General features: G+C 68.7%; 23 protein-coding genes. 9 read left to right on the forward strand and 14 right to left on the reverse strand.

The genetic code is table 11. The features are described from left to right. Positions 1 to 18 precede the first annotated feature (18 nt). The 4 genes from OG876_RS29620 to OG876_RS29635 form a co-directional block, all read right to left on the reverse strand. The gene (locus OG876_RS29620) at positions 19 to 867 is read right to left on the reverse strand and encodes an ATP-grasp domain-containing protein (protein WP_328519935.1); all 849 of its coding nucleotides are present in this window, start codon (positions 865 to 867) and stop codon (positions 19 to 21) included. Then, positions 824 to 2,104, reverse strand: coding sequence for a glycosyltransferase 87 family protein (locus OG876_RS29625; protein ID WP_328519936.1), 1,281 nt, complete (start codon positions 2,102 to 2,104; stop codon positions 824 to 826). The genes OG876_RS29620 and OG876_RS29625 overlap by 44 nt, the downstream gene beginning before the upstream one ends. 217 nt (positions 2,105 to 2,321) lie before the next feature. Further along, positions 2,322 to 3,596 carry a DUF2064 domain-containing protein gene (locus OG876_RS29630; RefSeq protein ID WP_328519937.1) on the reverse strand — a complete coding sequence of 425 codons (1,275 nt, stop codon included), beginning with the start codon at positions 3,594 to 3,596 and terminating at the stop codon, positions 2,322 to 2,324. Beyond that, the gene (locus tag OG876_RS29635) at positions 3,593 to 4,243 is read right to left on the reverse strand and encodes a glycosyltransferase family 2 protein (RefSeq protein ID WP_328519938.1); all 651 of its coding nucleotides are present in this window, start codon (positions 4,241 to 4,243) and stop codon (positions 3,593 to 3,595) included. The genes OG876_RS29630 and OG876_RS29635 overlap by 4 nt, the downstream gene beginning before the upstream one ends. Before the next feature lie 122 nt (positions 4,244 to 4,365). Here OG876_RS29635 and OG876_RS29640 point away from each other — a divergent pair, with 122 nt between their 5' ends. Beyond that, positions 4,366 to 5,064: a response regulator transcription factor gene (locus tag OG876_RS29640; RefSeq protein ID WP_328519939.1), complete on the forward strand. Its 699-nt coding sequence runs from the start codon at positions 4,366 to 4,368 to the stop codon at positions 5,062 to 5,064. Continuing rightward, on the forward strand, positions 5,061 to 6,218 hold the full coding sequence (locus tag OG876_RS29645; protein ID WP_328519940.1) for a sensor histidine kinase: 1,158 nt from the start codon (positions 5,061 to 5,063) through the stop codon (positions 6,216 to 6,218). Before OG876_RS29640 ends, OG876_RS29645 begins: the two co-directional genes overlap by 4 nt. On the opposite strand, the gene OG876_RS29650 is transcribed toward OG876_RS29645, so the two are convergent. Both OG876_RS29650 and OG876_RS29655 read right to left on the reverse strand, forming a co-directional pair. After that, entirely contained in the window at positions 6,201 to 7,235 is a 1,035-nt protein-coding gene (locus OG876_RS29650; protein ID WP_328519941.1) for an NAD-dependent epimerase/dehydratase family protein, read from the reverse strand. The genes OG876_RS29645 and OG876_RS29650 overlap by 18 nt on opposite strands. Beyond that, complete coding sequence (locus OG876_RS29655; RefSeq protein WP_328519942.1) at positions 7,232 to 8,005, reverse strand: S-methyl-5'-thioadenosine phosphorylase; 774 nt, start codon at positions 8,003 to 8,005, stop codon at positions 7,232 to 7,234. The genes OG876_RS29650 and OG876_RS29655 overlap by 4 nt, the downstream gene beginning before the upstream one ends. Before the next feature lie 86 nt (positions 8,006 to 8,091). Between OG876_RS29655 and OG876_RS29660 the strand changes: the two genes are divergently transcribed. Continuing rightward, complete coding sequence (locus tag OG876_RS29660) at positions 8,092 to 8,577, forward strand: hypothetical protein (RefSeq protein ID WP_328519943.1); 486 nt, start codon at positions 8,092 to 8,094, stop codon at positions 8,575 to 8,577. Then, the gene (locus tag OG876_RS29665) at positions 8,574 to 9,542 is read left to right on the forward strand and encodes an RNA polymerase subunit sigma-70 (protein ID WP_328519944.1); all 969 of its coding nucleotides are present in this window, start codon (positions 8,574 to 8,576) and stop codon (positions 9,540 to 9,542) included. The genes OG876_RS29660 and OG876_RS29665 overlap by 4 nt, the downstream gene beginning before the upstream one ends. On the opposite strand, the gene OG876_RS29670 is transcribed toward OG876_RS29665, so the two are convergent. Beyond that, the gene (locus OG876_RS29670) at positions 9,524 to 11,179 is read right to left on the reverse strand and encodes a bifunctional 3'-5' exonuclease/DNA polymerase (protein WP_328519945.1); all 1,656 of its coding nucleotides are present in this window, start codon (positions 11,177 to 11,179) and stop codon (positions 9,524 to 9,526) included. The genes OG876_RS29665 and OG876_RS29670 overlap by 19 nt on opposite strands. A gap of 66 nt (positions 11,180 to 11,245) precedes the next feature. On the opposite strand from OG876_RS29670, the gene OG876_RS29675 reads away from it, so the two are divergent. The 5 genes from OG876_RS29675 to OG876_RS29695 all read left to right on the forward strand — a co-directional run bounded on the left by OG876_RS29675 (position 11,246) and on the right by OG876_RS29695 (position 15,563). Then, complete coding sequence (locus OG876_RS29675) at positions 11,246 to 12,601, forward strand: aminotransferase-like domain-containing protein (protein WP_328519946.1); 1,356 nt, start codon at positions 11,246 to 11,248, stop codon at positions 12,599 to 12,601. A gap of 74 nt (positions 12,602 to 12,675) precedes the next feature. Further along, positions 12,676 to 13,575, forward strand: coding sequence for a pyridoxal 5'-phosphate synthase lyase subunit PdxS (gene pdxS / locus OG876_RS29680; protein WP_442914036.1), 900 nt, complete (start codon positions 12,676 to 12,678; stop codon positions 13,573 to 13,575). Beyond that, the gene (locus OG876_RS29685; RefSeq protein WP_328519947.1) at positions 13,572 to 14,144 is read left to right on the forward strand and encodes a DUF6891 domain-containing protein; all 573 of its coding nucleotides are present in this window, start codon (positions 13,572 to 13,574) and stop codon (positions 14,142 to 14,144) included. The genes pdxS and OG876_RS29685 overlap by 4 nt, the downstream gene beginning before the upstream one ends. Further along, a complete protein-coding gene (gene pdxT / locus OG876_RS29690; RefSeq protein ID WP_328519948.1) occupies positions 14,141 to 14,767 on the forward strand; it encodes a pyridoxal 5'-phosphate synthase glutaminase subunit PdxT in 627 nt (208 codons plus the stop codon). The genes OG876_RS29685 and pdxT overlap by 4 nt, the downstream gene beginning before the upstream one ends. A gap of 34 nt (positions 14,768 to 14,801) precedes the next feature. Next, positions 14,802 to 15,563: a YebC/PmpR family DNA-binding transcriptional regulator gene (locus OG876_RS29695; RefSeq protein WP_328519949.1), complete on the forward strand. Its 762-nt coding sequence runs from the start codon at positions 14,802 to 14,804 to the stop codon at positions 15,561 to 15,563. A 20-nt stretch (positions 15,564 to 15,583) separates the two neighbouring features. On the opposite strand, the gene OG876_RS29700 is transcribed toward OG876_RS29695, so the two are convergent. From OG876_RS29700 to OG876_RS29730, 7 genes are all read right to left on the reverse strand, one after another. Beyond that, positions 15,584 to 16,444: an alpha/beta fold hydrolase gene (locus OG876_RS29700; RefSeq protein ID WP_328519950.1), complete on the reverse strand. Its 861-nt coding sequence runs from the start codon at positions 16,442 to 16,444 to the stop codon at positions 15,584 to 15,586. Positions 16,445 to 16,499: 55 nt separating this feature from the next. Next, on the reverse strand, positions 16,500 to 19,193 hold the full coding sequence (locus OG876_RS29705; RefSeq protein ID WP_328519951.1) for an exo-rhamnogalacturonan lyase family protein: 2,694 nt from the start codon (positions 19,191 to 19,193) through the stop codon (positions 16,500 to 16,502). Next, the gene (locus tag OG876_RS29710) at positions 19,166 to 21,748 is read right to left on the reverse strand and encodes an exo-rhamnogalacturonan lyase family protein (RefSeq protein WP_328519952.1); all 2,583 of its coding nucleotides are present in this window, start codon (positions 21,746 to 21,748) and stop codon (positions 19,166 to 19,168) included. The genes OG876_RS29705 and OG876_RS29710 overlap by 28 nt, the downstream gene beginning before the upstream one ends. Continuing rightward, positions 21,745 to 22,638: a carbohydrate ABC transporter permease gene (locus OG876_RS29715; RefSeq protein ID WP_328519953.1), complete on the reverse strand. Its 894-nt coding sequence runs from the start codon at positions 22,636 to 22,638 to the stop codon at positions 21,745 to 21,747. The genes OG876_RS29710 and OG876_RS29715 overlap by 4 nt, the downstream gene beginning before the upstream one ends. A gap of 13 nt (positions 22,639 to 22,651) precedes the next feature. Further along, entirely contained in the window at positions 22,652 to 23,557 is a 906-nt protein-coding gene (locus OG876_RS29720; protein ID WP_328519954.1) for an ABC transporter permease, read from the reverse strand. Between the two features lie 96 nt (positions 23,558 to 23,653). Beyond that, entirely contained in the window at positions 23,654 to 25,201 is a 1,548-nt protein-coding gene (locus tag OG876_RS29725; protein WP_328519955.1) for an extracellular solute-binding protein, read from the reverse strand. Next, entirely contained in the window at positions 25,198 to 25,821 is a 624-nt protein-coding gene (locus OG876_RS29730) for a YesL family protein (protein ID WP_328519956.1), read from the reverse strand. Before OG876_RS29730 ends, OG876_RS29725 begins: the two co-directional genes overlap by 4 nt. Positions 25,822 to 25,860 lie beyond the last annotated feature (39 nt).

Raw genomic sequence — 25,860 nt, forward strand, 5'->3', positions numbered from 1 at the left:
GCCGACCCTATCGGTCGCTCAGATCCGGGCAGCCACCGCGGACGCGAGCTTCTGAGCCGCTTCGGGGGACTGGGGGAAGAACAGGTAGGGCTCGATGAGTTCGAGCTCCATCAGGAGGAAGCGGCCGTTCACGACCAGGCCGTCGACACGGGCGTACAGCGGGTGGACGCCGGCCGTGGTGAGGACCGTGCGCGCACTCTCCAGTACGGCGGGCGGCGGGTCGGCCGGGGTCGCGACGCCGCCGAACATCAGCTGGACCCGGTAGTCGCCGGCCACCGGGCGCTGCACGACCGCGTGGCTGAACTCGCCGTCGATGAAGACCAGGGACCACTCGCCGTCGGTCTGGACCTCGGGCTGGAACGGCTGGACCAGGTAGACGGTGTCCGGAAGCTCGTCGATCGCCTGGTCGAGCTCAGGAGACCCGGCGATGCCACGGATCGTGTGCGTGGCGCCCGCTCCCACAGTCGGCTTGATGACGATCTCCTGGCCGTTGAGGCCGGTGACGACCTCGCGCAGGCAGGCGCCGGCGGCGATCTGGGACGGCACGATCGCCACGCCACGCTCGCGCAGTTCGAGCAGGTAGCGCTTGTCGCCGTTCCAGCGGACCAGGTCGGAGTCGTTGAACACCCGTACGCCGGCCTTGTCGAGCTGGGCGAGCCATTCGGTGAAGTCGTCGTACCGCTGGTGGTAGTCCCACACCGAGCGCAGCAGGATCGCGTCGTAGGCGGACCAGTCGACCGATGGGTCCGTCCAGACCTCGGCCACCGGGTCGAGGCCGGCGGCGCGGAGGGCGTCGACGAGCGGGAGGTCGTGTTCGTGCAACTCAGCCTGTTCGGCCGACGTCGCGAGGGCGATGCGTTTCGTCACGCCGATCAGTGTTGGCAGGCAGTGGGCGCGGCGTCAAACGGCTTTGGTGGTCAGCCCGATGACGGAGCGTGATGGCGGTGACAACGATGACCGCGGCGACGAGGTGGATCAGGCCCTGCCGGGTGTCGTGCCCGAAGCTCGCATAGGCCAGGTACGACGCCAGCGGTACGGCGATCCACTCGGGCCGTCGCGCGAGCCCCGCCAGCGCGATCAGGGGGAGGCCGTACCACGGGTAGGTGGGGGTGGCGACGAGGAGTGCGGCGCCGTACAGCCAGCAGCAGGTCACGGCGATCGGCTCTCGTTTGGACCGGAGGAAGGCGAGTACGGCGAGGGCGACCGCGAGTACCGCAGCGGCGAGCTGACGGAGCTCAGGAGGCAGCAGGAGCGCGAGAATCGCCGATCGGGAGCTGCCGTCGTCGAAGCCCTCCTGGGTCAGATAGCCGGGCAGGAAGCCGAGCACCAAGGTGCCGGCGGCAACCAGATAGGGGACGTACGACGCGACGAAGGTGCCAACGGCAACTACTGGGCGCCGGTTGCGGAATGCGGGGAGCAGGAGGAGTGGGAGGAGCTTGACGCTCGCGGCAGCGCCGAGGAGAACCGCGGCCAGCTTCGGCTTCCGGGTCGTGGCGATGACGGCGGCTGCGATCAGGAGGGCAGCGAGGACGTCGACGTGTGCGGCGTTGCCGGCTTCGAGGGCGACGATCGGTGACCAACCCCACAATGTGGCCCAGCGTGGATTGTCTACTGCCAGTAGCCAGGTGAGTACTACGGCGAGCAATGCGGCGGCGATTTGCAGGCCGAGGGTGCCCGCGGACCACGGCGTGACCAGCGCGACAGCGGCAAAGTACGCCTGCGCGACCGGCGGATAGATGGTCGGCACCCGCGGCCGGTTGATCCGTGTCCTCGGGTCGTCGGCGGACAACGCTGTGAGCGCAGCCAGATCCTGCGGCACCCGCGGCGGCCCCGTCACCCCCGACCGCTCGTCCGGCGACAAGCCCGGGAACAACACCGGATCCCGGAGCCGCGCCAACGCGTCATCCAAAGGCACATGCGAGTACGGCGAGCTGCCCGACAACTGCACACGCCCGTCCCACGCGTACCGGTAGGCGTCCGTGCTGGTGATCGGCGCGTGCATCAACCCAGGCACCTGACAGACAGCCGCAACCACCACGACGCCGAGCACAGTCAGCCTCTTGGCCCACCACACCACCACCCCCACCACCAGCAGGGTCCCCACCAGCAACACCACATTCGGCCACCAACTGGACGCCGACGCCAAAACCACCCCAGCACTCGCCGCCACCGCGACCCCTCCGTCAACCACGCCCTCGACCCAGGCACGCCGACTTTGTGCACCGGCTCCGTGTCCTGAGCCCGAAATCATGCGGACTCCGTGCACAAAGTCGCGGGGTGCGGCGGGGCGAGCGAGGGGTGCCGGCTGCGGCTGGTGGGCATCAGGCGATCCGGGCTGGGGTGGTGGTGCGGCGGAGGGTCAGGAAGGCTCGGTGGCCGGCTCGCCAGTCCTCGGTCGCGTGGAGGTGGGCGGCGGAGGCATGCCGGAGGACGGCGCGCGTACCGACTCTTGCCCAGGGCAACGGTATGGAGCGGCGGCCGGTGGAGCTGCGGAGGACGATCGGGGCGGTGTCGTCGAGGTCGTCGTCCGGGTCGACCTCGACCAGTACCAGCCCGTCGGGGCGGACGAGCTCGGCACACCGCCGGAGCAGGTCGGCCGGATCGCCGCCGATGCCGATGTTGCCGTCCATCAGCAGCACACTGCCCCACCGCCCCTCGCCCGGGAGGCGGTCTTGCACCGGCCGCCGGAGCGCCGCCGCACCACGAGCAGTGGTGAGTGACACCGCCCGCGGCGAGACATCGACGCCGAGCGCCGGAATCCCTCGCTCAGCCAACGCGGTCACGATCCGCCCCGGTCCACAGCCCACGTCGAGGACAGGCCCTTCGCACCGGCTCAGCGCAAGCCGGTCGACCTCGTCCGCGGGCGACTGCCACCGATCCAGCTCCGACAGCGACAGCACGGTCCGCCCATCGATGCCGGTAGCAACGACTCTCGCCGTACCGCCGAGCGCCTGCTCGAACAGCAGCCCCGGATGGGCCGCGTGCTGCAACCGCCGATAGAGCCTCGAGACTCGCAACGTCGGATAAGCGGCCGCGAGGTACGCCGCGTCGTGCGGCGTGTCCATGTCCCGCAAGGTCGGCAACAGCAACACCCGTAGCCCAAGCATCCTGAGCCGCCGCAGCTGGTCGATACCGGTGTGGTCGGTCGACATCGGTACGCCCATCAGCGCGAGCCGATCCGGCACCCGCAACCCGAGGCACCAATACCCGCCGTCGTCGGTCAGCCCGAGTACGGCGTCATACCCGGACCACCGGAATCCCAGCAGCCCCGGCGTGAGCTGCGGCGTGTCCATGCCGACCAGAAGCATCGGCGTACCGTCGAAGGCGTCCTCGAACGCCGCCGCCAGCCGCTCGTCCAGCCCACCGCCGCGCTGCCCGATCACCTCGAAGCCGGCCGGAAGCCACGGCCCCGGATCGCCCTCGAGCGCGAGAACGCGTCGCGAGGCCGGCGCCGAGCGGACGGCACTCAGCGTGTCCACCAGCGACGCCCGCGCCAGCGCGGCAGCCTCCCCGGCAGTGAACTCGGTCTGAAGGCGCGTCTTCACCCGCCCCGGCACCGGCTCCTTCGCGATGACGATCAGCGTCCCGCGAGTCATCGCGCCAGCACCTTGGACATGTCGAGCACGGCCCGCGCCGCGCCGAGCGGCGTACCCGTGACCTTGGAGCGACCCGAGCGCGGCAGGTAGTCGACGTCGACCTCGGCGATCCGCCAGCCGGCGTCGGCGGCGCGTACGACGGTCTCCAGTGGATATCCGGATCGCCGGTCCAACAGACCGAGGCCGAGGAGTGCATCCCGCCGGGCCGCCCGCATCGGGCCGAGATCGTGCAGGCGGACTCCCGTACGGCGTTTGATCCGCCGGGACAACTCGGCGTTCGCCAACCGGAGATGCCACGGCCAGACGGCCCGCGAAACGGGTCGACGACGGCCGACCATGAGATCGACACGGCCGGCCAGCACCGCCGCGGTGACGCGGACCAGTTGCCGCGGATCGAGTGACGCGTCGGCATCCATGAACGCGACCACCTCGGCCTCGGCCGCCTCCAGGCCGGCATGACACGCAGCGCCGTACCCGCGCGGCTCGCACCGTACGACGATCGCGCCCAGGCCGGCCGCGACCTCCGCCGATCCATCGGTGGAACCGTTGTCGACGACAACGGCCCGGACGCCGGCCGGCAGCCGTCCGAGCACCCAGGGCAGGGCCGCAGCCTCGTTCAGGCACGGGAGGACGAGATCGACTGACACTCTTCGACCGTAGGGACGATGGGGTGGCGCCGGAGGCCGAACGCGGCTACGGCTCTCTTACGGCGCCCGCCGTCGCGGGCCGGACCGGGCTGGGCTCCGGCCGGACGATCTAGGCTCTGACCGTGGCTACTCGTGTACTCGTCGTCGACGACGACCCGACCGTGTCCAACGTCGTCTCGGCGTACCTGACCAAAGCCGGGTACGACGCCCGCGTGGTGGCGGACGGGGTCGCGGCGGTCGAGGTCTGGCAGCAGTGGAAGCCGTCGGTCGTCGTACTGGACGTGATGCTGCCCGGCCTGTCCGGGCTCGAGGTGCTGCGCCGGATGCGCGCGGCCGACGACGGCGCCGCGGTGATCATGCTGTCCGCGCGGGGCGAGGAGGAGGACCGGCTGGTCGGCCTGGAGGTCGGCGCGGACGACTATGTGGTCAAGCCGTTCAGCCCGCGGGAGCTCACGCTGCGGGTGCAGGCGATGCTGCGGCGCGAGGAGCGGCTGGCCGGCCTCGACCTGACGCCGACCAAGATCAGCGCCGGGCCGATCATGATCGACACCGCAGCGCGGCTTGCCTACCTGAACGGGGACGAGTTGGCGCTGACGCATCGGGAGTTCGATCTGCTGGCGTTCCTGGTGTCGCATCCGGGCAAGGCGTACACGAAGGCCGAACTGCTGCGCCGCGTCTGGGGCTGGGACTTCGGTGACTCGTCGACCGTCACGGTGCACGTCCGCCGGCTGCGGGAGAAGATCGAGGTCGATCCGTCCGATCCCCGGTTGGTCCTCACGGTGCCGCGGACGGGCTACCGATTCGTCGGGGACGCCGAATGAACAAGGACATGTTCACGATCCTGGCGCTCACCACGCTGTGGACGCTGGTCGTCGCGGCGGTCGGGGCGGCGATCCTCTGGCAGTTCCGCCGTCGGTCGTTGCGGATCACGATTCTCGTCGCCGCGCTGGCTCCGATGGCGGCCGCGCTGGCCGCGGTGCTGCAGAGCGTGCGGGCGATGTTCATCTCCGAGCACGACTCGTGGGTGGTGCTGTGGACGCTGGCGTTCGCGGCGTTGCTCGGGCTGGGGATGTCGGTGCTGCTCGGGCACTGGATCAGCACGGGCTCGCGGGATGTTGGCCGCCGCTTGCGTCACCTGGGTACGTCGTACGAGCCGACGGCCGAGCTGACGGGCGCCGTACCGGCCGAACTGGCGGAGCTGACGGACGAGCTGGAGATGACGCGACGCAAGCTCGCCGCCTCGCACGAACGGGAGCGCGCGCTGGAGGCCAGCCGGCGGGAGCTGGTCGCGTTCATGTCGCACGATCTGCGGACGCCGCTGGCCGGATTGCGGGCCGTGTCCGAGGGACTCGAGGACGGCGTGATCGACGACGTACCCGGTGCGCTGCGGCAGATGCGGGCGACGGTCGACCGGATGACCGGCCTGGTCGATGACTTGTTCGAGCTGTCCCGGTTGTCGGCGGCGCCTCCGCCGCGGCACCGGTCCGCGGTCAGTCTGCGCGAGCTGGCGGAGGACGTGGCGGGGGAGAACGGTGAGCATGCCCGTTCGTCCGGGGTTCGGCTGGCGGTGTCGACGCCGACAGACGACGATCGGCTCGCCGTCCAGGGCGATCCGGACGAGCTGACCCGCGCGGTCACCAACCTGGTCGGCAACGCGATCCGCCACACCGCACCCGGTGGAACCGTCACCCTGGCCGTCGACCGCGAGCCCGACGGCCGCGTCCGCCTCGCGGTCACGGACGGCTGCGGCGGGATCCCCACCGACGATCTCGACCGGGTCTTCGACGTCGGCTGGCGCGGCGACGAGCAGCGGACACCCGAGGCGGCGTCCACTGGCGAAGGTGCCAGATCGAGCGGCGGCGGCCTCGGCCTGGCGATCGCTCGCGGCGTCGTCGAATCGCACGACGGCAACATCGCCGTCAGCAACATCGACGGCGGCTGCGCCTTCCAGATCGACCTACCCGCGAGCGCTTGAGAGCAGGTCCGCGAGGCCGGTGGTGAGGTCGTAAGCCGGCTTCCAGCCCAGTTCGTGGCGAAGGCGGTCCGAGGACGCCGTGATATGGCGGACGTCGCCCAGGCGGTACTGGCCGGTGACGACCGGCGCCGGGCCGTCGTAGGCGCGCGAGAGTTCGGTGGCGACGTCGCCGATGGTGTGAATGGTGCCGCTGCCGACGTTGTACGCCGCGAACGGGGGCTGGTGGGGGAGTGCAGCGGCAGACGTGGTGACGGCGGAGGCGATGTCGCGAACGTGGATGAAGTCGCGGCGCTGCCTGCCGTCCTCGAAGACCTTCGGTGCCTCGCCGCGTTCCAGCGCCGAGCGGAAGATCGCTGCGACTCCGGCGTACGGCGTGTTCCGCGGCATGCCAGGTCCGTAGACGTTGTGGAAGCGGAGCGCGGTCACCCTGCCGCCGGTCTCGCGTGCCCACGTCTGGGCAAGGTGCTCACCGTTGAGCTTGCCGGCCGCATAGGCGTTCCGAGGATCGAGTACGGCGTCCTCCTCGACGAGACCCGGGCGGAGTTGGGCACCGCAGACTGGGCACGGTGGTTCGAAACGGCCCGCGTCCAAGTCTTCGGTACGGCGTGGACCGGGGGCGACGGGGCCGTGGCGATCACAGTCGTAGCGGCCCTCGCCGTACACGACCATCGAGCTGGCGAAGACGAGGTGGCGGATCCTGGCGTGGGCGAGTTGCCGGAGCAGGACCGCCGTACCCAGGCTGTTGCTGGAGACGTAGTCGTCCAGATCGTCGAGGTCGATGCCGAGTCCGACCTTCGCCGCCAGGTGGATGACGGTGTCGATCCCGTCCAGTGCGGTCGCGACTGTCGCCGCGTCACGGACGTCGCCGACGATCAGACCGGGACGTGGCGCCGGCCGGTGCGCATGGACATCCGGCCGGAAGGAATCGAGGACGATCACGTCGTGGCCCTCGTCAACGAGCTGGTGACGGACGTGCTGCCCGATGAATCCGGCCCCGCCGGTCAGCAGCACTCTCACCGCGCCGCCGTCCCGTCGAGGGCGTGACGGCAGGTGCAGTCGGCGTCCGGCTTGGGGAGCTGCCCGATCACGATCCTGAGCAGGTCCTGCAGTCGCTCGATGCTGCCCTTGAACGCTGTGAACACCTCGGCCTGCGTGACGCCGGTGCCCGACTCGACGCCCGCATCGTGGTCCGTGACGACGGCGATCGAGGTGTAGCAGAGCGCGAGTTCGCGAGCGATCGCCGCCTCGGGCGCTCCGGTCATGCCGACGACCGACCAGCCTTGCGCTGCGTGCCACCGCGACTCGGCACGGGTGGAGAAGCGCGGTCCGTTGATCACCACCATCGTCCCCTCGGATACGACGTTGCCCGCGGCAATCACCGTCTCCCGGCCGGCCGGACAGTACGGGTCGGCGACGGACGTGTGCACCACCGGCTGGTCGTCGTACACCGTCTGAGCCCGGCCCCAGGTGCGATCGACGTACTGATCGGGGACGACGAACGTGCCCGGCACGAGCTCAGGCTTGAGCGAACCGACCGCACACGGCCCGAGAACCTGCCGTACGCCGAGCTCGCGCAAGGCCCACAGGTTGGCGCGATAGTTGACCCGATGCGGCGGGAAGCGGTGATCGGCGCCGTGCCGGGGGATGAACGCGACCTCCCGCCCGTCGAGGTCGCCGACCACCGGCGCCTCGCTGGGCGGCCCGAACGGGGTGTCGATCTCGATGGTCTGTGCGTCGGACAGGAACGTGTAGAAACCGGAACCGCCGATCACGCCGATGTCAGCCATGATTCCGACGCTAGTGCGGCCGGGCGCGGCGACTACCGGATTCGCCCGGACCGTCAGCGCTCCGTAATCGATGATCGAATGGTGCTGTGGAGGTGTCCTGGGCGCTGCTCGCGATCGGCGTGGTGCTGCTGTTGTTCGGCGCGTACGCGAGCTGGACCGCCGGCCGGCTGGACCGGCTGCACCACCGGGTCGAGATCGCCCGCGCTTCCCTGGAGACCGAGCTCGCCCGGCGCTCCGCCCTGGTCGCCGAGCTGGCCGGCACCGGCATCCTCGACCCGGCGTCGTCCCTCCTCCTGCTCGACGCGGCTCATCGGGCCCGGACCGCGTCGCCGGAGACGCGTGAGCAGGCCGAATCGGCGTTGACCCGTGCGATCAATGCCACCGGCACCGACAAGGAACCGTGGGCCGGCGAACTGAGCCTGGCGATGCGGCGGGTCCAGTTGGCGCGGCGCTTCCACAACGACATCGTGGTGTCGACGCGCGACCTGCGGCAGCGCCGGCTGGTGAGCTGGTTCCGGCTGGCCGGCCACGCGCCGATGCCGACCACGATCGAACTGGAGGACGGCAGTTGACCTTCGCGGAGGAGGCCGAGCGGTATCGCCACGAGCTGCGGGTGCACTGCTATCGGATGCTCGGCTCGTACGACGACGCCGAGGACATGGTCCAGGAGACGTTCCTGCGGGCGTGGCGCCGGCGCGACGACTTCGAGGGTCGCTCGTCATTGCGCGCCTGGCTCTACCGCATCGCCACCAACGCGTGCATCGACGACGTACGCCGCCCGCAGCGAGTCCTCCCGCATCAACTCGAACCGGCGTCGTTCCCCGCCGCTGCCCTCCCGCCGCGCGAGGACGTGCCGTGGCTCCAGCCGTTTCCCGACGTACTGCTGGACCGCGCGGAGGAACCGGATGCCGTGGTGATCCGCCGCGAGACGATCGAGCTCGCGTTCCTGATCGCGATCCAGCACCTTCCACCCCGGCAGCGCGCGGTCCTGATCTTCCGCGATGTCCTCGGCTGGCCCGCGAGTGAAACCGCGTCGGTCATGGAGGTGACCGTTGCCGCCGTCAACTCCGCCCTCCAACGAGCCCGGCCCGTGCTCGGCGAACACCTTCCGTCGCACCGGTCGGAGTGGTCGGCGACTCCGTCTGCTGATGAGCATGACCTACTGCAGAAGTACCTAGCCGCCTGGGACGCTGGTGATCCTGCGGCGCTCGCAGCCCTCATGCACGAGGACGTCCGCATCACGATGCCGCCGTACCCCTTCTGGTTCGAGGGCCGGGCCGCGGTCGAACGCGTGCTCGCCGCCAACCTCGACCCGGCCGGGAACGCCTACCGTGGCACCTGGCGTTTCCTGCCGACCGCGATCAACCGCCAGCCCGCGCTCGCCGCCTATCTGTGCGGCCCGGACGAGACCGTCTACAGCCCGTTCTCCGTCGACGTCTTCCGCGTCGAAACGAACCTGATCGCCGAAATGACCGCCTTCGAGATCACCGATTTCGCCCGGCTCGGCCTGCCCGCGCACTACTTGGCGTCGGCGTAGGTCTCGACGGTGGCGGTGGTGAAGGCGAAGTTCGTGGGGGTCAGCCCGAAGGTGAGGGTGCCGGCCAGGGTGCTGGCGGACTGGATCGCTTCCGTGACCACCGAGGCTTCGTCGGCCGGACAGTGGACGATGACCTCGTCGTGCTGGAAGAAGACGAGCTCGGCCTTGAGGTCGGCCAGTGACTGGCGCAGGGCGGCGAGCATCAGCAAGGCCCAGTCGGCGGCGCTGCCCTGGACCACGAAGTTGCGGGTGAAGCGGCCTCGGGCGCGAGCGTGGCGAGCGTCGGTCTGGGGCTCGTCTGCTGGTGGTCCTTCCAGCATCGCGTCGTCCAGAGGAGTGCCGGACGGTGGGCAGGTCCGGCCCAGATAGGTGCGGACGAGCCGTCCTTCCTCACCGGCGCGGGCGGCGTCGTCGACGTACGCGACCGCCAACGGGAATCGCTTCCGCAGCATGGCGAGGTTCTTGAGGCCGTCGCCGGAGGTCTGGCCGTAGATGGCGCCCAGTACGGCGACTTTGGCGGTGGCGCGGTCACCCGAGAACGCCTTGTCCGAGACAGCCTTGTAAAGGTCGCCAGGATCGCTCGCGACCTCCATCAGAGCAGGGTCGCGCGAGATGGCGGCGAGAATCCGCGGCTCCAGCTGGGAAGCGTCGGCGACCACCAGACGCCAACCAGGATCGGCGACGACGGCACGGCGAATGACCTTGGGGATCTGCAGACCGCCGCCGCCGTTGGTGATCCAGCGACCGGAGACCGTGCCGCCCGGAACGAAGCCGGGCCGGAACCGGCCGTCATGGACCCAGTCGTGCAGCCAGGACCAGCCGTTCGCGGTGTAGATGCGGTAGAGCTTCTTGTACTCGACCAGTGGTGAGACCGCCGGATGGTCGATCGTCTCGAGCTCCCAGCGGCGGGTCGACTTCAGCTGATACCCGGCCTGCTTGAACGCCTTCAGGACGTCGGCCGGCAGATCCGGTCGCACCCGCCGCCCGAACGCCGCCGACACCTCGTCCGCGAGCTCGGTCAGCCGCCGCGGCTCCCCGGTCCCGCCGAACCGATCGCCGAGCAGCTCCGTCAGTACGGCGCGATGCGCCGACTCGCTCCACGGCAGGCCGGCGCGATCCATCTCGGCCGCGATCAGCATCCCCGACGACTCCGAGGCCGTGAGCAACCGCATCCGGTCCGGGTGCTCCGTGAGACCGTGCCGCCTGAGTTGGTCGGCGTACACCCTCAGGAGAGCGTCGAAGGCGACGGGTTCGGCAGCGATCTCGAACAACGACGACTGCTCACCAGGTACGACGCCCCGCAGTGGCGGATCCGGCGGCACAGGCTGACCACTCAACCGTGCCCAGGCGGCTGCCGCCGATCGCGGCTCACCCAGCCGGCCCTCGTGCCCGAGCAACAGGCCTTCGCTGTTCTCGATGTCGTAGCAGCGCTCGACCCGGACGCCGCTCGCCAGCAACCGCGGATAGATCTCGGCCGACGACCGCCACACCCACCGCGTCACCTGTGGACGCGAAGCCACCGCGGTCGCCAGGTCCGGCTCGTGCACCACCTGACCGGCAGGCTGCCCGTCCGGATGCAGGGCGACGAGCACCGCCCCGCCACCGTCCCCCGGCGCGATCGCCCACCGCTCGTCCATACGCAAATACAAGCACCCGGGACGGACAGTTCTGGAGTATCAGGCCAGTGGTGGGAGACTGGACTTATGTGGCGGGAGAATGACCTGGATGCGGCGGACGGGACGAAGACCGAGCAGGTCGAGGCTCTCGTGCTGCGCCGGATCGAGCGAGGTGACCTGTCGATCGGGTCCCGGCTCCCCTCGGAGCGGGTGCTGGCCGGGCGACTCGGGTTGAGCCGCGTGACCGTCGTACGGGCGCTGGACCACCTGCGGGCGGACGGCGTACTGGAGACGAAGCGCGGCTCCGGCACTGTCGTCCGGCCGATCGACCGCCTCCTGGACCCGATCGCGCCCGCCTCGACCGTGACCGCCGGGGACCAGCCGGTGCTCGACCTGCGCTTCGCGACGACCGCCGCACCGCACGACGTCGCCGAGGTGGCAGCACAGATCGTCGAGGACGGCCTCCCGCAGGCCATGGGTGGGGACGGTCCGCCGCCAGGTGGGTCGATCGAGCTCCGTACCGCGCTCGCCGAGCGATTGACCATGGAGGGCGTACCGACCGAGCCGGACCAGCTGACGCTGACCGTAGGCGCAGCAGCCGGCCTGAATGCCGCATTGGCCGGACTAGACCTCGGACCCGGTGTCGCGATCACCGAGACACCGACGTACCCGGCTGCGTTCGACCTGCTCCGCAAACACCGCCTGGACGTCGCCGGCTGGCCCGCCGGCGTCTGGGACACCGATCAGCTCACCCACCTCTGCCGACGGCACCGGCCCAAGGTCATCTACCTGCAGGCGGACAACCACAACCCGACCGGGCTCAGCCTCCCGGCAGACCGTCGTACGGCGGTAGTCGAGATCGCCAGGCGGTACGGCGCTGCCCTGATCAGTGACGAGACCATGCGACCACTCTGGCTGGCCAGCGGGGAGCAAGCCGAACCACTGAGTCGCTACCCGCGCACTGTGAGTGTTGGATCGCTCTCGAAGACGGTGTGGGGCGGACTGCGCGTCGGCTGGGTCCGCACTGGCAAGCAGCTCAGACGACGCATCAACACCGCCGCACAGCTCAGCGTGGCATCACCCAGTGCACTGGACGACCTCTTAGCCCAGGCGATCGTCCACCGGCTCGACAAGGTGATCAGCCGGCGCCGGACCCGGCTGCGCGCCAACCTCGCCGCGCTGGAGACGGGCCTCAGGACGCTCGACGGTGTGGCGTGGCCCACGCCGACCGGCGGGATGACGCTGTGGCTGGAGCTGACCGAAACCAGAGCGCGCCGAGTGCTGGAGGCAGCCCGTGGACACGGCCTGCTGCTGGGCGCCGGCGACCTGTTCACACCCGAGGGCACCGACCGCAGACACATCCGGATCCCGTTCACCGCACCGCCCGCGACGCTGCGGCTGGTGGTCGCCCGGCTGGGGGAAGCGCTGGCTCAGTCCACTTGATCCGAGGTGGACTGAGGATCGGTGCCGTCGTCGACCTAATCTGGACAGTGAGGCCCACGACCAGGAGGAATGCAGTGACGGAGAACCAGACCCCTCAGACCGGTACCGCGAAGGTCAAGCGCGGCATGGCTGAGATGCTCAAGGGCGGCGTGATCATGGACGTCGTCACCGCGGAGCAGGCCAAGATCGCCGAGGACGCCGGTGCGGTCGCGGTGATGGCGCTGGAGCGGGTTCCGGCCGACATCCGCGCGCAGGGCGGTGTCTCCCGGATGAGCGACCCGGACATGATCGACTCGATCATCGCCGCCGTCTCGATCCCGGTGATGGCCAAGGCCCGGATCGGCCACTTCGTCGAGGCGCAGGTGCTGCAGAGCCTCGGGGTGGACTACATCGACGAGTCCGAGGTCCTGACCCCGGCCGACTACGCGAACCACATCGACAAGTGGAACTTCACCGTTCCCTTCGTCTGTGGCGCGACCAACCTGGGCGAGGCGCTGCGCCGGATCACCGAGGGCGCGGCGATGATCCGCTCCAAGGGCGAGGCCGGCACCGGCGACGTGTCCAACGCGACCACCCACATGCGCCAGATCCGCCAGGAGATCCGCAAGCTGCAGAACCTCCCCGAGGACGAGCTGTACGTCGCCGCCAAGGAGCTGCAGGCGCCGTACGAGCTGGTCAAGGAGGTCGCGCAGGCCGGCAAGCTCCCGGTGGTGCTGTTCACCGCCGGCGGGATCGCCACCCCGGCCGACGCCGCGATGATGATGCAGCTCGGCGCCGAGGGCGTGTTCGTCGGCTCCGGCATCTTCAAGTCCGGCAACCCGGCCCAGCGCGCCGAGGCGATCGTCAAGGCCACCACCTTCTACGACGACCCCGACGTACTCGCCAAGGTCTCCCGCGGTCTGGGCGAGGCCATGGTCGGCATCAACGTCGACGAGATCCCGCAGCCGCACCGGCTCGCCGAGCGCGGCTGGTGACGACACCCGAGGGTCTGCTGGCGGTGGACGAACGGACCGCCCGGGAGCTGCGGGGACTGGCCCGCGTCCTGGTGCGGTCCGGGTACGCCGACCACGCCGCCGTCACGGCCGCGTTGACGGAGGCCGTCCAGGAGGACGCGCCGTCGATGGACGCGGCCGCCCTGGTGCCGCTGCTGATCGGCGAGGCCTTCATGGATCTCCAGGCCGAGGCCGCCGACTGGCCGGCGACCACGGATCCTGACCGGCTGGACGCCGTACTGGCGGAGTTGGAGTTCCGCGGCCTCGTGGTGGTCCGCTACACGGCGGACCACCACGCCGCCCGGCGGGTGCTCGAGGCGGCCGCGGATCCGAAGGGCCTGGTGTTCTTCACCGACACCGACGTCTGGCACGCGGTCGACTTCGGCATGCTCGAGCTCAAGCTCTGGCACCCCGACACCGCCAACGTGGCGCCCGGTGAGCCGCTCCTGGACGACGTACTCGCGCTGCTGAACGAGCGCGCCCTCCCCGCGGTCTTCGACGAGGGCCGCATCGAGGTGACCCTCAACTGGCAACGAAGGGTGACGCTATGACCGTGATCGGTGTGTTCGCGTTGCAGGGGAACGTGCGTGAGCACCTGGCTATGCTGACCGAGGTCGGCGTCGAGGCCCGGCCGGTACGGCGTCCGTCCGAGCTGGAGCAGGTGGACGCGCTGGTGCTTCCGGGTGGCGAGTCGACCACGATGGACAAGCTGGCCCGGGCGTTCGAGCTGTTCGAGCCGCTGCAGAAGCGGATCGCGGACGGGATGCCGGTGTTCGGCACCTGCGCCGGGATGATCATGCTCGCGAACGAGATCACCGGCGGGATCGACGGCCAGGAGACGCTCGGCGGACTGGATGTGACGGTCCGCCGGAACGCGTTCGGCCGGCAGGTGGATTCGTTCGAGGCGGACCTGGAGTTCGCCGCGTTCGACACGCCGTACCACGCGGTGTTCATCCGGGCACCGTGGGTGGAGCGGGTCGGCCGGGACGTGGAGGTACTCTCGACGGTGAGGTCGGGCCCGGACGCAGGGTGGGCTGGGCTGGGGCCGGAGGCACAACGCAGTAGGATCGTCGCGGTTCGCCACGACCGGCTGCTGGCCACGTCGTTCCATCCGGAGATGACCGGGGACGCCAGGCTGCACGGCTACTTCGCCGAGCTGGTCCGCAGCCTCTGAGTCAGTTGCAGCGGTAAGAAGGGTTGGGTTCGCCATGTCAGGCCACTCCAAGTGGGCCACCACGAAGCACAAGAAGGCCGTCATCGACGCGAGGCGCGGCAAGCTCTTCGCGAAGCTGATCAAGAACATCGAGGTGGCCGCCCGGATGGGCGGTGGCGACCCTGGCGGGAACCCGACCCTGTACGACGCCATCCAGAAGGCGAAGAAGACCTCGGTCCCGAACGACAACATCGACCGCGCGATCAAGCGTGGTTCCGGCGCCGAGGCCGGTGGCGCGGAGTACCAGACGATCATGTACGAGGGCTACGGCCCGAACGGCGTCGCGATGCTGGTCGAGTGCCTCACCGACAACCGCAACCGGGCCGCCGCCGACGTGCGTACGGCGATGACCCGCAACGGCGGCTCGCTGGCCGACCCGAACTCGGTCGCCTACCTGTTCAACCGCAAGGGCGTCATCGTCGTCGCCAAGGACCAGGACGGGAAGTCGCTGTCCGAGGACGACGTGATGGAGGCCGTGCTCGAGGCCGGTGCCGACGAGGTGAACGACCTCGGCGAGTCCTGGGAGGTCGTCACCGAGGCCACCGACATGGTCGCGGCCCGGACGGCGCTGCAGGACGCCGGCATCGACTACGACTCCGCCGACGTCCAGTTCGTCCCGTCGATGACGGTCGAACTCGACGCCGACGGCGCCGCCAAGATCTTCCGCCTGATCGACGCCCTCGAGGACAGCGACGACGTCCAGAACGTCTACGCCAACTTCGACGTCTCCGACGAAATCATGGCCGAAGTCGGCTGACCGCACGACCTCGAACAGCTCTACCGGTAGTCCCTGGCCAGGAACTCGATGATGGTCCGGACGAATTCGTCCGGACCATCCACCCACGGATTGTGCGCGGCACCCGCCTGGACGATGTGCTCGCCGCGCGGGAACAGCCCAGCCACCTCGGCCGCAGAGTCCGGACGCGGGGAACCGTCCAGCTCACCGGAGATGACCAGGACGGGTACATCCAGTTCAGCCAGTACGGCGCGGGCGGCGTCCGCGCCGTCGAAGGCGCCCGGGGCCAGGTACGCGTCCGCCGCCTCCAGGTCGAACCACTCCTCGCACGCGGCGGCGTGCGCCTCCGCGGCGGCATCCCATCGACCGTAGGAGAGACGGTCGAGCAGCGCAAAGTCCGCTTCGCTCGCCTCCCCGGACACCGCCCGCTCGAAGGCCGGCCGGACCTCCTCGTACCAGGGCTCCTCCCTGCGCAGTTCCAGCGCCTCGCGACGGCGCTCGACGGGGAAGTCGATCCCGGCGGTGCGCGCCCGCGCGCAGACCAGGACAAGTGAGCGCACCCGCTCCGGGTAGTGGGCCGCATAGGCCAGCACGAGATCACCAGCGGCCGAGTGGCCGAGAAGATCCAACTGCTCCAGTCCGAGGGCGAGGCGCAGTGCCTCGATGTCCTCAGCTTGCCGGTCCACCCGGAAGCTCGCGAGGTCTGCGGGCCTGGCCGAGTCTCCTGTGCCGCGCAGGTCCAGCAGGACCAATTCCCGCTGCGCGGCCAGCCCACCGAGGTCGCCGAAGTAAGCGGAGCGCATCATCGGCCCGCCGGGGATGCAGACGAGCGGTCGGTCACCCGCCGCGCCCTTTCGGTGGTAGGCGAGGCGGGTGCCGTCGGGCACATAGAAGGTCGGCATGAGCGGGATACTTGCAGGTGGCGCGATAGCCCGCCACGGAATAAGCAGCTGACCACTACGGATTCACGATTTGGTTGCCTACCAGGGCGAGGGTTTGGATGGCGGCCAGGCCGTAGAGGGCTGTGGTGTTGGTGGAGACCCACTTGGCGGCCTGGGTCGGGTTGAGGGTCGAGGTCACCTGCTCGGACGACCACGGGAGGTTCGGGCCGTACCCGTCGCCGGTGTAGAACTCCTTCCAGGCCCGCGCGGCCAGGTCGTCCCGGTTCAGGCGTACGGCGGCGTACGCGGTGAGACGCGAGTGGCCCTGGCGGAGGATGAGGTTGCCGAAGTAGGCGCCGCACTCGGCCGTCTGCTCGGCGCGGGTGGCGTTGAAGAGGCGGCAGTACTGCAACCACGCCGCCTCGAACGCCGGCAGGTCCACCAGGTCGATCAGTTCGGCGCAGATCTCCACCTGCCCGAACATCGCGCTGAGGTGCGACACGCTGACCGTCTTCTCCGTCACCGGTGCGAACCGTCCGGTGTCCAGGTCGTACAGACCGCTACCGGTGACGAAGCCGTTCGGCATCGCGCCGATCGTCTCCATCGTGCCGAGAAGCTTGCTGTGGGCAACGTCGGCCTTCGGGCCCTGCCGCTCCCACTCGGTCAGCCACGCGGCGGCCAGACCACTCCAGTCGGTACCGAGGCCGATCGACAGCGCATGCGGGTCCGGCTCGTACGGCTCGGTCCTGATCTTCCGTAGCGGATCCAGCACCAGGAACGTCCGGTCGGAATCGACCAGCTCCGACAGCAGGTCGCCAGTACGCTCGTCGGCCGTCAGGTAGTAGTAGAACCGCCGGTAGATCGCCGTACTGATCCGTTGCTGCTTCGCGCTGTCCGCCCAGTGCTGTACGCCGTGCCGCGTCCCCAGACCGGCCCACTGCCCGAGGTGATAGACGTCGACCTCACCAGTGTGTCGCGTCATGGCCTCGGCGAACCGGAAGATGTCGGCCCGGCCGGTCCGCAGGAACGAGTACCAGAGCCAGAGATCCGGTGACAGCTCCGAGTTGTCCCACGCGTACCCGCCCACGTCGTACCGCCACACCAGCCGGTCCTCGTCGAACGTGTGCATGATGTCGCCGTAGTCCCAGAACCCGTACCAGTGCCGCGACTCGACCTGACCCCGGTAGAAGTCGAACAGGAAGTCCAGATGATCCTCGATCGACTTCTTCGCCGGCACCGATCGATCCACCGGCGTGACCAGCCCACCGAAGACCCGCGTGTTGACGATCTGATCCACCGGATTGATCAACTGCGGTGGCGTCCGCACCTGGTCAGCCATGTCACCCAGTCGAGCAGCCGTCGGAGTCCCCGCCAGCGCCCAGAACGTCAGCTCGGACGTCCGCGCGATCCCGTACGGCGTGCCGAAAGCCGGCTCGTAGTCCTCATAAGTGATCTCGAGCGCGTCCAACTGCTTCGGATAGGTGTCCTCACCCATCCCATCGTGGTAGAACCGCGTGTCCATGGCACCGGCCTCCGGCGACCACAGCCACACTGTGACCTCAGCCTCCTCGGTCGCGGCGCCGCGGATGTCCAGCTGGGTGGGGTGGCGCTGCCAGAAGTCCCTTAAACCAAAGGCAAACCCACCACTCACGCCACCGACGTACCCGAGCCCGGATGCGCGTCCGCCCTGATCGACCGAGACCCAGCCGAACCCCTTCTTGGTCCGCTTCTTCACCGTGAAGCCGTCGGCGTTCAGCTGACTCAGCGAATAGTCACCCCACTCGGGGATCCATTGCAGCCGCGTCGTCACCCGCTGGTCCCACGTGGCCGGATCAGGCAGCTTCGTCCCCGCGATCTGCGCTGCACGGACGGCGGCACCCGGATCACGCCGCAACCCGGTGATCCCCTTCACCGCCTCGGACACCATGCCATGACCCTCGCCGACGAACCGGACGTGCCGGTCGTACGCCGCATCCCGCAACGGCACCCGGAAGCGCACACCGAGCCCGGCGATGTAGTCCTTCTGCCCATCGCGGTCGTAGACGAACGTGTGCACCATCCGCACGCTCTCCGCCCCGGCGACGAAGTACAGCCGAACCGAGAACGGCAACCACGTCTTGCCCTTCCGCGACTTGTGCCGGCCCTCGATCCGCACCACCGCGCGGACCGGTCCCGCCTGCTCCACGGTGACGCGCGTGATGTCGCTCTCGTAGCGTTCCCGGACGCTGCCGCCTTCCTCGTCCTCGGCGATCTTGTCCTGCTTCAGGTTGACGAGCTCGCCCTTCCGGGCGATCAGCGCGTCACCACGCCAGATCTGGCTGATCAGCTCCGAGCCGCTCTTGCGGATCCGGGTCTTGATCACACCGGTGTCGACGTCGACGTACGTCTTCTCGTTCGTGACGGTGACCGGTTGCGCCGGCGCAGCCGCCGTACCCGGGCCGAGTGTGTACGACTCGGCCGGTGCGTCAACCGCGATCGCATGCGCACTCCACTTGAGGGAGCCGTCCGGCCAGTAGGCGGTCGGCCAGCTCTGCAGTGGTACCTCAGCGCCGCCAGCCGCCTTGAGAGCAAAGGACTGGTTGGCTGGTACGGCGCCCTTCGGCCACGGCGTACCCCAGGTTGTCACGGCCGCTGTGGTCGGCTTGCCTTCCAGCCAGGTCAGCTTCACCTCCGGCGCCTCGGCCGCGGCTGCCGTTCGAGTGTTGTCGAGCAGGGACACCGCCGGTACGGCGGCCATGCCTGCTAGGACTGTACGTCGGGAGACCTCCATGCCGTTCCACCTTTGTCAGATCGGTGTTCAGGGATCAGGGACAGGTTCTGGATCGCTGCCAGCGCGTACTGCGACGCGCCGTTGGTGCTGACGAACGCGGCCTCGTCGACCGGCATCAGCGCGCCGTCGATCGCGGTGGTCCGCCACTCCGTTTGGCGTTGCATGGCGTTGCGGTTGAGCTGGTCGCCTTCGTCGACGAAGAACTTGTGCCAGGCCAGCCGGGCCAGCTCCGCGTCCCCACTGCGGCTGGCGGCGTACGCGGCGAGCCGGCTGTGGGCCTGGACGAGGGAGATGCCTTGGAGCGGTTGACCGACCTCGGCGGCCTGCTGCTCGGGCGGCAGCAGGTAGAGCCGGCAGTAGTCCAGCCACGCCTTCTCGAACCCCGGTACGTCGAGGTCCAGGTCGATGAGCTCCGAACAGATCTCGGGCAGCCCGAAGAGCGACGACAGGTGTGACACGGCGATCGAACGCCGGCTGGTGTCGAACCGCCCGGTGGACAGGTCCAGCCGCGCGTTGCCGGTGAGGAAGCCGTAATGCAGTGCTGCGATGTCCGCCATCGTCCCGACCAGCCGTGCCCGAGCCCGCTCGTCCCCATGCCGCTCCCACCGCGTGAGCCACGCCGCGGCGAGCGCGCCCCAGTCGACGCCCAGCTCGACAGACAACGCATGCGGGTCGGGGGAGTAGACGTCAGGTCGCACCTTGCGCTGGGGATCGACGACCAGGAACTTCTCCTCGATCGTCGCCAACTCGTCCATCAGGTCGCCGGTCCGCTCGTCCGCGGTGAGGTAGTAGTAGAAGCGCCGATAGATCGCGTTGGAGATGCGCACCTGCTTGCAGCTGCACCCCCAGTGCTGCACGTTGTGCCGCGAACCAAGACCCTTCCACCGGCCGAGGTGGTGTACGTCGACCTCGCTGGTGTGCCGGGTCATCGCCTCGGCGAATCGGAACACGTCCGCCCGACCGGTCCGCAGGTACTGGTACCAGAGCCACAGATCCGGCGAGAGCTCGGAGTTGTCCCACGCATAGCCGCCGACGTCGTACCGCCAGGTGTGCCGGTCCCGGTCGTAGGTGTGCATGACGTCGCCGTGGTCCCAGAACCCGTACCAGCGTCGTTGCTCTCGCTGTCCGACGTAATACTGGAAGAGGAAGTTCAGCCGCGCCTCGATGTCCTGGTGGTCGGCGGTGGGCAGACTCCAGCTGCCGAAGACACCTGCCTCCAACAGCCGTGCCGGAGCGACGGCAAGTAGACCGGGGGAGTTCAGCAGCGCTGCGTGCTCGGCCAGGTCGTCAGCGGACGGAGTGGTGTCGTGGACTCGCAGTGTCAGCTCATGGGTACGCGCGATGCCGTGAGCGTTGCCGAAGCCCGGTTCGTAGTCCTCGTAGGTGATCTCGAGTCCTTCGAGCTGTTCGGCGTGCGTGTCCTGGTCCATGCCGTCGTGCCAGTAGCGCACGTCCATGGCCGGTGCACTGGGCGACCACATCCAGACCGTCGCGGTGGCGAGGTCGGTGGCCGCGTTGCGGATGTCCAGGCGGGTCGGGTGGAGCTTCCAGAAGTCGCGGAGCCCGAAGCCCAGTCCGCCGCTGACACCACCGACGTACCCATAGCCCGGCGATCTGGTCCCGGCCGGGATGGTCACCCACGCGTGACCCGCGCCGGTGCGTTTGCGCAGCGCGAAGCCGTCGGCGCTGCTCTGGTCGAGGGTGTAGTCGGTCCACTGCGGGATGAGGTGCAGGCGGTCCGACACCTCGGGGTTGGGGATCTCCTCGACCGCATGGCCGGCCACCTGCTCACGTCGTACCTCTTCGCCTGGATCGCGGCGCAGACCGGTCAGACCGCGGACTGCCTCGGTGAGGAAGCCGGACGGGCCGGCCAGGCGGATGTGGCGGTTGTGGGGCTCGTCGCGCATGACCACGTCAGCGCTGAGTCCCAGCCCGGCCAGGAAGTCCCGGTCGGGGTCGCCGTCCCAGATGAAGCTGTGCACGATGCGTACGTCGGTCGCGCCGGCGTAGAAGTAGAGCCGGACGGAGAACGGCAGCCAGTCACCGTGTTTGCCCTCCAGCCTGACCACCGCGCGGACCGGTCCGTCCTGTTCGACGACAAGATTGTCGACAGTCGCCGTGGTCTGTTGCCGGTGACGACCCAGATCCTCGTCCGGCGCGTCTTGTCGCACGCTGACCAGCCGGACCTCGCGCACGACCTCCTGGTCGCCGTACGCGATCGACGCGATCAGCGACGGCTTGCGCAGCGTCCATGTGATCTCGCCGGTCCTCACCCGGACTTCAGCACCGGTCTGCGTCACGTGGACCGGCCGGCTCGGCGTCGTCGGCGAGCCGGTGACGAGTTCGTACGACGACTCCGGGTGCTCGGACGGGCCGATCGCGTGGGCGGACCACTTGATCGAGCTGTCCGGCCAGGTCGCGGTCGTCCAGCTCTGCACCGGCGTACCGTCGGCGATCGCGAACAGGGTGCCCTCGGCAACCGTGCCGCGCGGCCACGGGACGCCCCAGGAAACGCCTTGCTGGCAAGGCGTTTCCAGCCATTGCAGTGTGGTCATTCTTTCACCGATCCGATCAGGACGCCTTTGGCGAAGTGCTTCTGCAGGAACGGGTAGAAGAGCAGGATCGGCAGTGTCGCCACCACCACGACCGCGAACTTCAGGCCCTGCTCCGGGAACGTGACGGTCTCCAGTTGCTGCAGCACGTTCGCCGAGTCGGCGTTCGCCGCCGTGAGCTGGCGGACGATCATCTGCAGCGTCCACTTGTGGCTGTCGTCGATGTAGAGCAGAGGCGACATGTAGTCGTTCCAGATCCCGACCGCGTAGAACAGCGAGAACGTCGCGATGATCGGCTTCGACAACGGCAGCACGATCCGCAGGAACACGTTCAGCTCGTTGCAGCCGTCGATCCGGGCCGCCTCCTCGAGTGCCTCGGGCAACTCCTGGAAGAAGCTCTTCACCACGATCAGGTAGAACGGGTTGATCGCCAGCGGCAGGATCAGCGCCCAGTAGCTGTCCAGCAGACCCAGATCCCGCACCACCAGGTACGTCGGGATCATGCCGCCGCTGAACACCAGCGTGAAGATCACCAGATTCAGAACGAGCGCCCGCCCCGGCAGGAACCGCTTCGCCAACGGGTAGGCCATGGTCAGCGTGAGCACCAACTGGACGACCGTGCCGACCGCGGTCACGCCGATCGTGGTCAGCAACGCCCGCACGAACGTGTCGGTGGAGAAGATGTAGTGGTAGGTGTCCGTGACGAACTTGTGCGGCCACAAGAAGAACGGCCGCGAGCTGATCTCGGACTCGGTCGCGAACGACCCGGCCAGGACATACAGCAATGGCAGGACCGTGACCAGCGACAGAGCGGTCAGCACGACGGCGTTCAGGACGTCGAACGCGCGGCTGCCGCGGGAGTCGTAGTACCGGACGGAGTGGTTGGTTGCCATGGTCACAGCCCCTTCAGAACAGGCCTCGCTGGCCCAGACGCTTGGCCAGGAAGTTGGAGCCGAAGATCAGCACGACACCGACGACGCCCTTGAACAGGCCGACCGCGGTCGCGTAGCTGAACGAACCCTGCGTGATGCCGACGTAGTAGACGAACGTGTCGAACACGTCGGCGACATCGCGGTTCAGCGAAGTGGTCATCAACCAGATCTGCTCGAACCCGGAGTCCATCAGATGACCGGACGTCAGGATCGCCATGACCACGATCGTGGGTCGGATCGCCGGCAGCGTGATGTGCCAGAACTGCCGCCACCGGCCGGCGCCGTCCACCCGGGCCGCCTCGTACAGCTGTGAGTCCACCCCGGCCAGTGCGGCCAGGTAGATGATCGTTCCCCAGCCGGTCTGCTTCCACAGCAGCTGCAGCACGATCAACGGCCGGAACCACGCGGCCTGCGCGACGTAGTCCGTCTTCTGCCCGCCGATCAGGCCGTGGATCCAGTTCGCGATCACGCCGAAGTCGACCGAGAACAGCAGGTACGTCAGCGACGCGACGATCGTCCACGACAGGAAGTGCGGAATGTAGATCAGTGACTGCACGGACCGTTTCAGCACCCGGACGCGCAGCTCGTTCAGCATCAGGGCGACGACGATCGGCGCCGGGAAGACGAACACGATCGTGAGCAGCGCGAGCAGCAGGGTGTTGAACATCAGCCGGCCGAAGTCCGGCCCGGTGAACAGCTCCTGGAAGTGCTTCAGCCCGACCCACTCACTGCCCGAGTAGCCCAGGAACGGCACATAGTCCTTGAACGCGATGGTCAGGCCGTACATCGGCAGGTACTTGAAGACGACGAAGTACGCCAGACCAGGCAGCAGCAACAGGTAGAGCCAGCGGTACCGCAGCAGATCCCTCCACAACGGCACCGCACGCGTACGGCGTATGCGCTTTGGAGGGGACGCCTGCCGCGGAGCACCCGCGGCAGGCTGTACAACCTCCGGCACCAGATCGGTGGCCATGGATCAGCCGCCGGCCTTGGCTGCCAGGTCGTTGACCTCCTGGACGATCTGGGTGCCGCCACCGTCGTACCAGCGCTTGATCTGCGCCTTCAGCTGGTCCTCGGTGATCGCGCCGGACAGGTACTTGATCCGGGCGTCCGGGATGATCGTGTCCAGGGTCTGGCCCTTCGCCACCGCGGTCGGCGCGATCACGCTGAGGGCCGGGTTGAAGACCGCGGTCTTCAGGTCCTCGTTCATCAGCACGTCGAACTTCTCCCGCATCGCCCGGCTGGCCGCGTCGTTCGGCCGCGGCGCGTACGCACCGAGCCCGACCGAGGCCCGGGTGCCGAGTTGGATGAACGCCTTGTCCACGTCGTTCTGGATCGCCTTGACCTTCGGGTCGTCGGCGTTGATCGGTACGGCGTACTGCCCGTCGGCCTTGAAGTTGCGGCCCTCGATCCCGTTGGTGAGCAGGATCGAGCCCTCCTTGGACTCCAGCTTGTCCAGCGTCTGCAGCACCTGGTCGAGCTGCTCCTCGCTCCGGATGTGCTGCTTGGAGATCGCCATCACCATGTTGTAGCCGGTGAACGGGTAGGAGAACTTCTGGCCGTCGGAGCGCTTCAGGTTCCCGACCAGGGTGACCTTGTCGAAGTCCTTCGGGTTCTTCTCCTTGAACAGGTCGAGCAGCTGGGTGGCCCGCACGTTCACGTCGATGATCATGCCGCCCTTGCCCTGCACGAACGGGTCGTTCCAGTTCGCGCTGTCCAGGGTGGCGAAGTCCGGGTTGACCAGGCCTTCCGACACCCACTTGCGCAGCCACTCGTTAGCGGTCAGGAACTCGGGGGTGTCGAAGCCCGGGACCAGCTTGCCGTCGCGCTCACCCCACCCGTTCGGAGCGCCGAACCAGGTCTCGACCACGTCGTAGGGGCTGGCGCTGGCGTAGTTGCCGGGCCACTTCGGGATGATCAGGCCGTAGGTGTCCTTCTTGCCGTTGCCGTCCGGGTCCTGCTCGGTGAACGCCTTGGCGATCGTGTAGAGGTCGTCGACGGTCTGCGGTTCCTTCAGGCCGAGCTTGGCCAGCCAGTCCTTGCGGATCACGATGCCGGAGCGCAGCAGCGGGCGGACCCGGTAGATGCCGTAGGTCTTGCCGTTGGTCATCGAGTTCTTCGCGGTCTGCTCGTTGGCCGGCTTGAGGTTCGGGTACTTGTCGAGCTTGCCGGTCAGGTCCCAGAACGCGCCGGCCTCGGCGGCCTTGACGAACGAGGGGCTCTTCTCGTTCGCGACCATCACGTCCGGGATCTTGTCCGAGGCGAGCGTGACGTTCGACTTGTCGCCGTACTCGGCGTTCGGCACCCAGGTGATCTTGAGCCTCTTGCCGATCAGCTTCTCGACGGCCTGCTGCAGCTCGCCGCCCGGGTCGGGCGCGGTGCCGAACAGCGGCGCCATCACCGTGAGCTCGCTACTGGCCGCCTGGGCTTCTTTGCTGTCGCCGCCACCGGAGCAGGCGGAGGCGAGCAGTGCCGTCGTCAGGGCGACGGTGACGGCGAGGCGCCGTCGGGAGAGGATGGTCATGAGTTCCCTTTCAGGTGCAGGCGCGCCTCGTTCTCGGCGAAGAAGCGCAGGCAGAGCCAGGTGTTGAGCTGGATCCAGCCGCCGCCGGCCAGCACGATCCCGAGCACCGGGAACTTGGCTGACCCGTAGGCGATGGACACCGCGACGAACAGCAGGACCAGCGACGACGCCGGCCGCGCGAGCGCGACCAACGATGCCTTGGGCAACAACTCGCGGACCCGGAGGTCGTAGTGCACGGCCAGCGGGAGCAGGTAGGCGGCGATCACCCCGAGTGCGACCAGGGCGACGAGGCTGATCAGCCGGGGAAGTGACGCCTTCGCGCCGAGCGACGCGAAGTACAGGTAGTTGCCGATCAGGAGGACGGCGGCCGCGACGAGCGGCAGCACCACGAGCGAGCCGCGGCGGAACTCCCGGCGGACCGCGGAGCGGAAGGCAGGCAGAGCATGAAACGATTCACCGAAGGACCTGCGTCTGGCCAGGGAATACGCTGCGAGCGTGGCCGGGCCGATACCCAGCGCGACACCGCCGAGCAGGGTGAACAGGATCCAGAGGGCGTTCAGTTTGATCGCCCAGACGACCTCATCCGTTGCGTTGTAGAGCTTGATCGACCAGCCACTCATGCTGCCTGCCTAGGTGTTTCGGGCGAAAAGTGATGTGAC

The organism is Kribbella sp. NBC_00359 (genome assembly GCF_036097425.1).
GTDB lineage: Bacteria > Actinomycetota > Actinomycetes > Propionibacteriales > Kribbellaceae > Kribbella.

What these genes read in the sequence shown, in the direction of transcription:
- OG876_RS29725 (WP_328519955.1), bottom strand. Translation starts at nt 25,201, where the DNA reads ATGACCATCCTCTCCCGACGGCGCCTCGCCGTCACCGTCGCCCTGACG.
- OG876_RS29670 (WP_328519945.1), bottom strand. Translation starts at nt 11,179, where the DNA reads ATGGACGAGCGGTGGGCGATCGCGCCGGGGGACGGTGGCGGGGCGGTG.
- OG876_RS29700 (WP_328519950.1), bottom strand. Translation starts at nt 16,444, where the DNA reads ATGCCGACCTTCTATGTGCCCGACGGCACCCGCCTCGCCTACCACCGA.
- OG876_RS29730 (WP_328519956.1), bottom strand. Translation starts at nt 25,821, where the DNA reads ATGAGTGGCTGGTCGATCAAGCTCTACAACGCAACGGATGAGGTCGTC.
- OG876_RS29715 (WP_328519953.1), bottom strand. Translation starts at nt 22,638, where the DNA reads ATGGCAACCAACCACTCCGTCCGGTACTACGACTCCCGCGGCAGCCGC.
- OG876_RS29655 (WP_328519942.1), bottom strand. Translation starts at nt 8,005, where the DNA reads ATGGCTGACATCGGCGTGATCGGCGGTTCCGGTTTCTACACGTTCCTG.
- pdxT (WP_328519948.1), top strand. Translation starts at nt 14,141, where the DNA reads ATGACCGTGATCGGTGTGTTCGCGTTGCAGGGGAACGTGCGTGAGCAC.
- OG876_RS29695 (WP_328519949.1), top strand. Translation starts at nt 14,802, where the DNA reads ATGTCAGGCCACTCCAAGTGGGCCACCACGAAGCACAAGAAGGCCGTC.
- OG876_RS29705 (WP_328519951.1), bottom strand. Translation starts at nt 19,193, where the DNA reads ATGGAGGTCTCCCGACGTACAGTCCTAGCAGGCATGGCCGCCGTACCG.
- OG876_RS29645 (WP_328519940.1), top strand. Translation starts at nt 5,061, where the DNA reads ATGAACAAGGACATGTTCACGATCCTGGCGCTCACCACGCTGTGGACG.
- OG876_RS29630 (WP_328519937.1), bottom strand. Translation starts at nt 3,596, where the DNA reads ATGACTCGCGGGACGCTGATCGTCATCGCGAAGGAGCCGGTGCCGGGG.
- OG876_RS29710 (WP_328519952.1), bottom strand. Translation starts at nt 21,748, where the DNA reads ATGACCACACTGCAATGGCTGGAAACGCCTTGCCAGCAAGGCGTTTCC.
- OG876_RS29675 (WP_328519946.1), top strand. Translation starts at nt 11,246, where the DNA reads ATGTGGCGGGAGAATGACCTGGATGCGGCGGACGGGACGAAGACCGAG.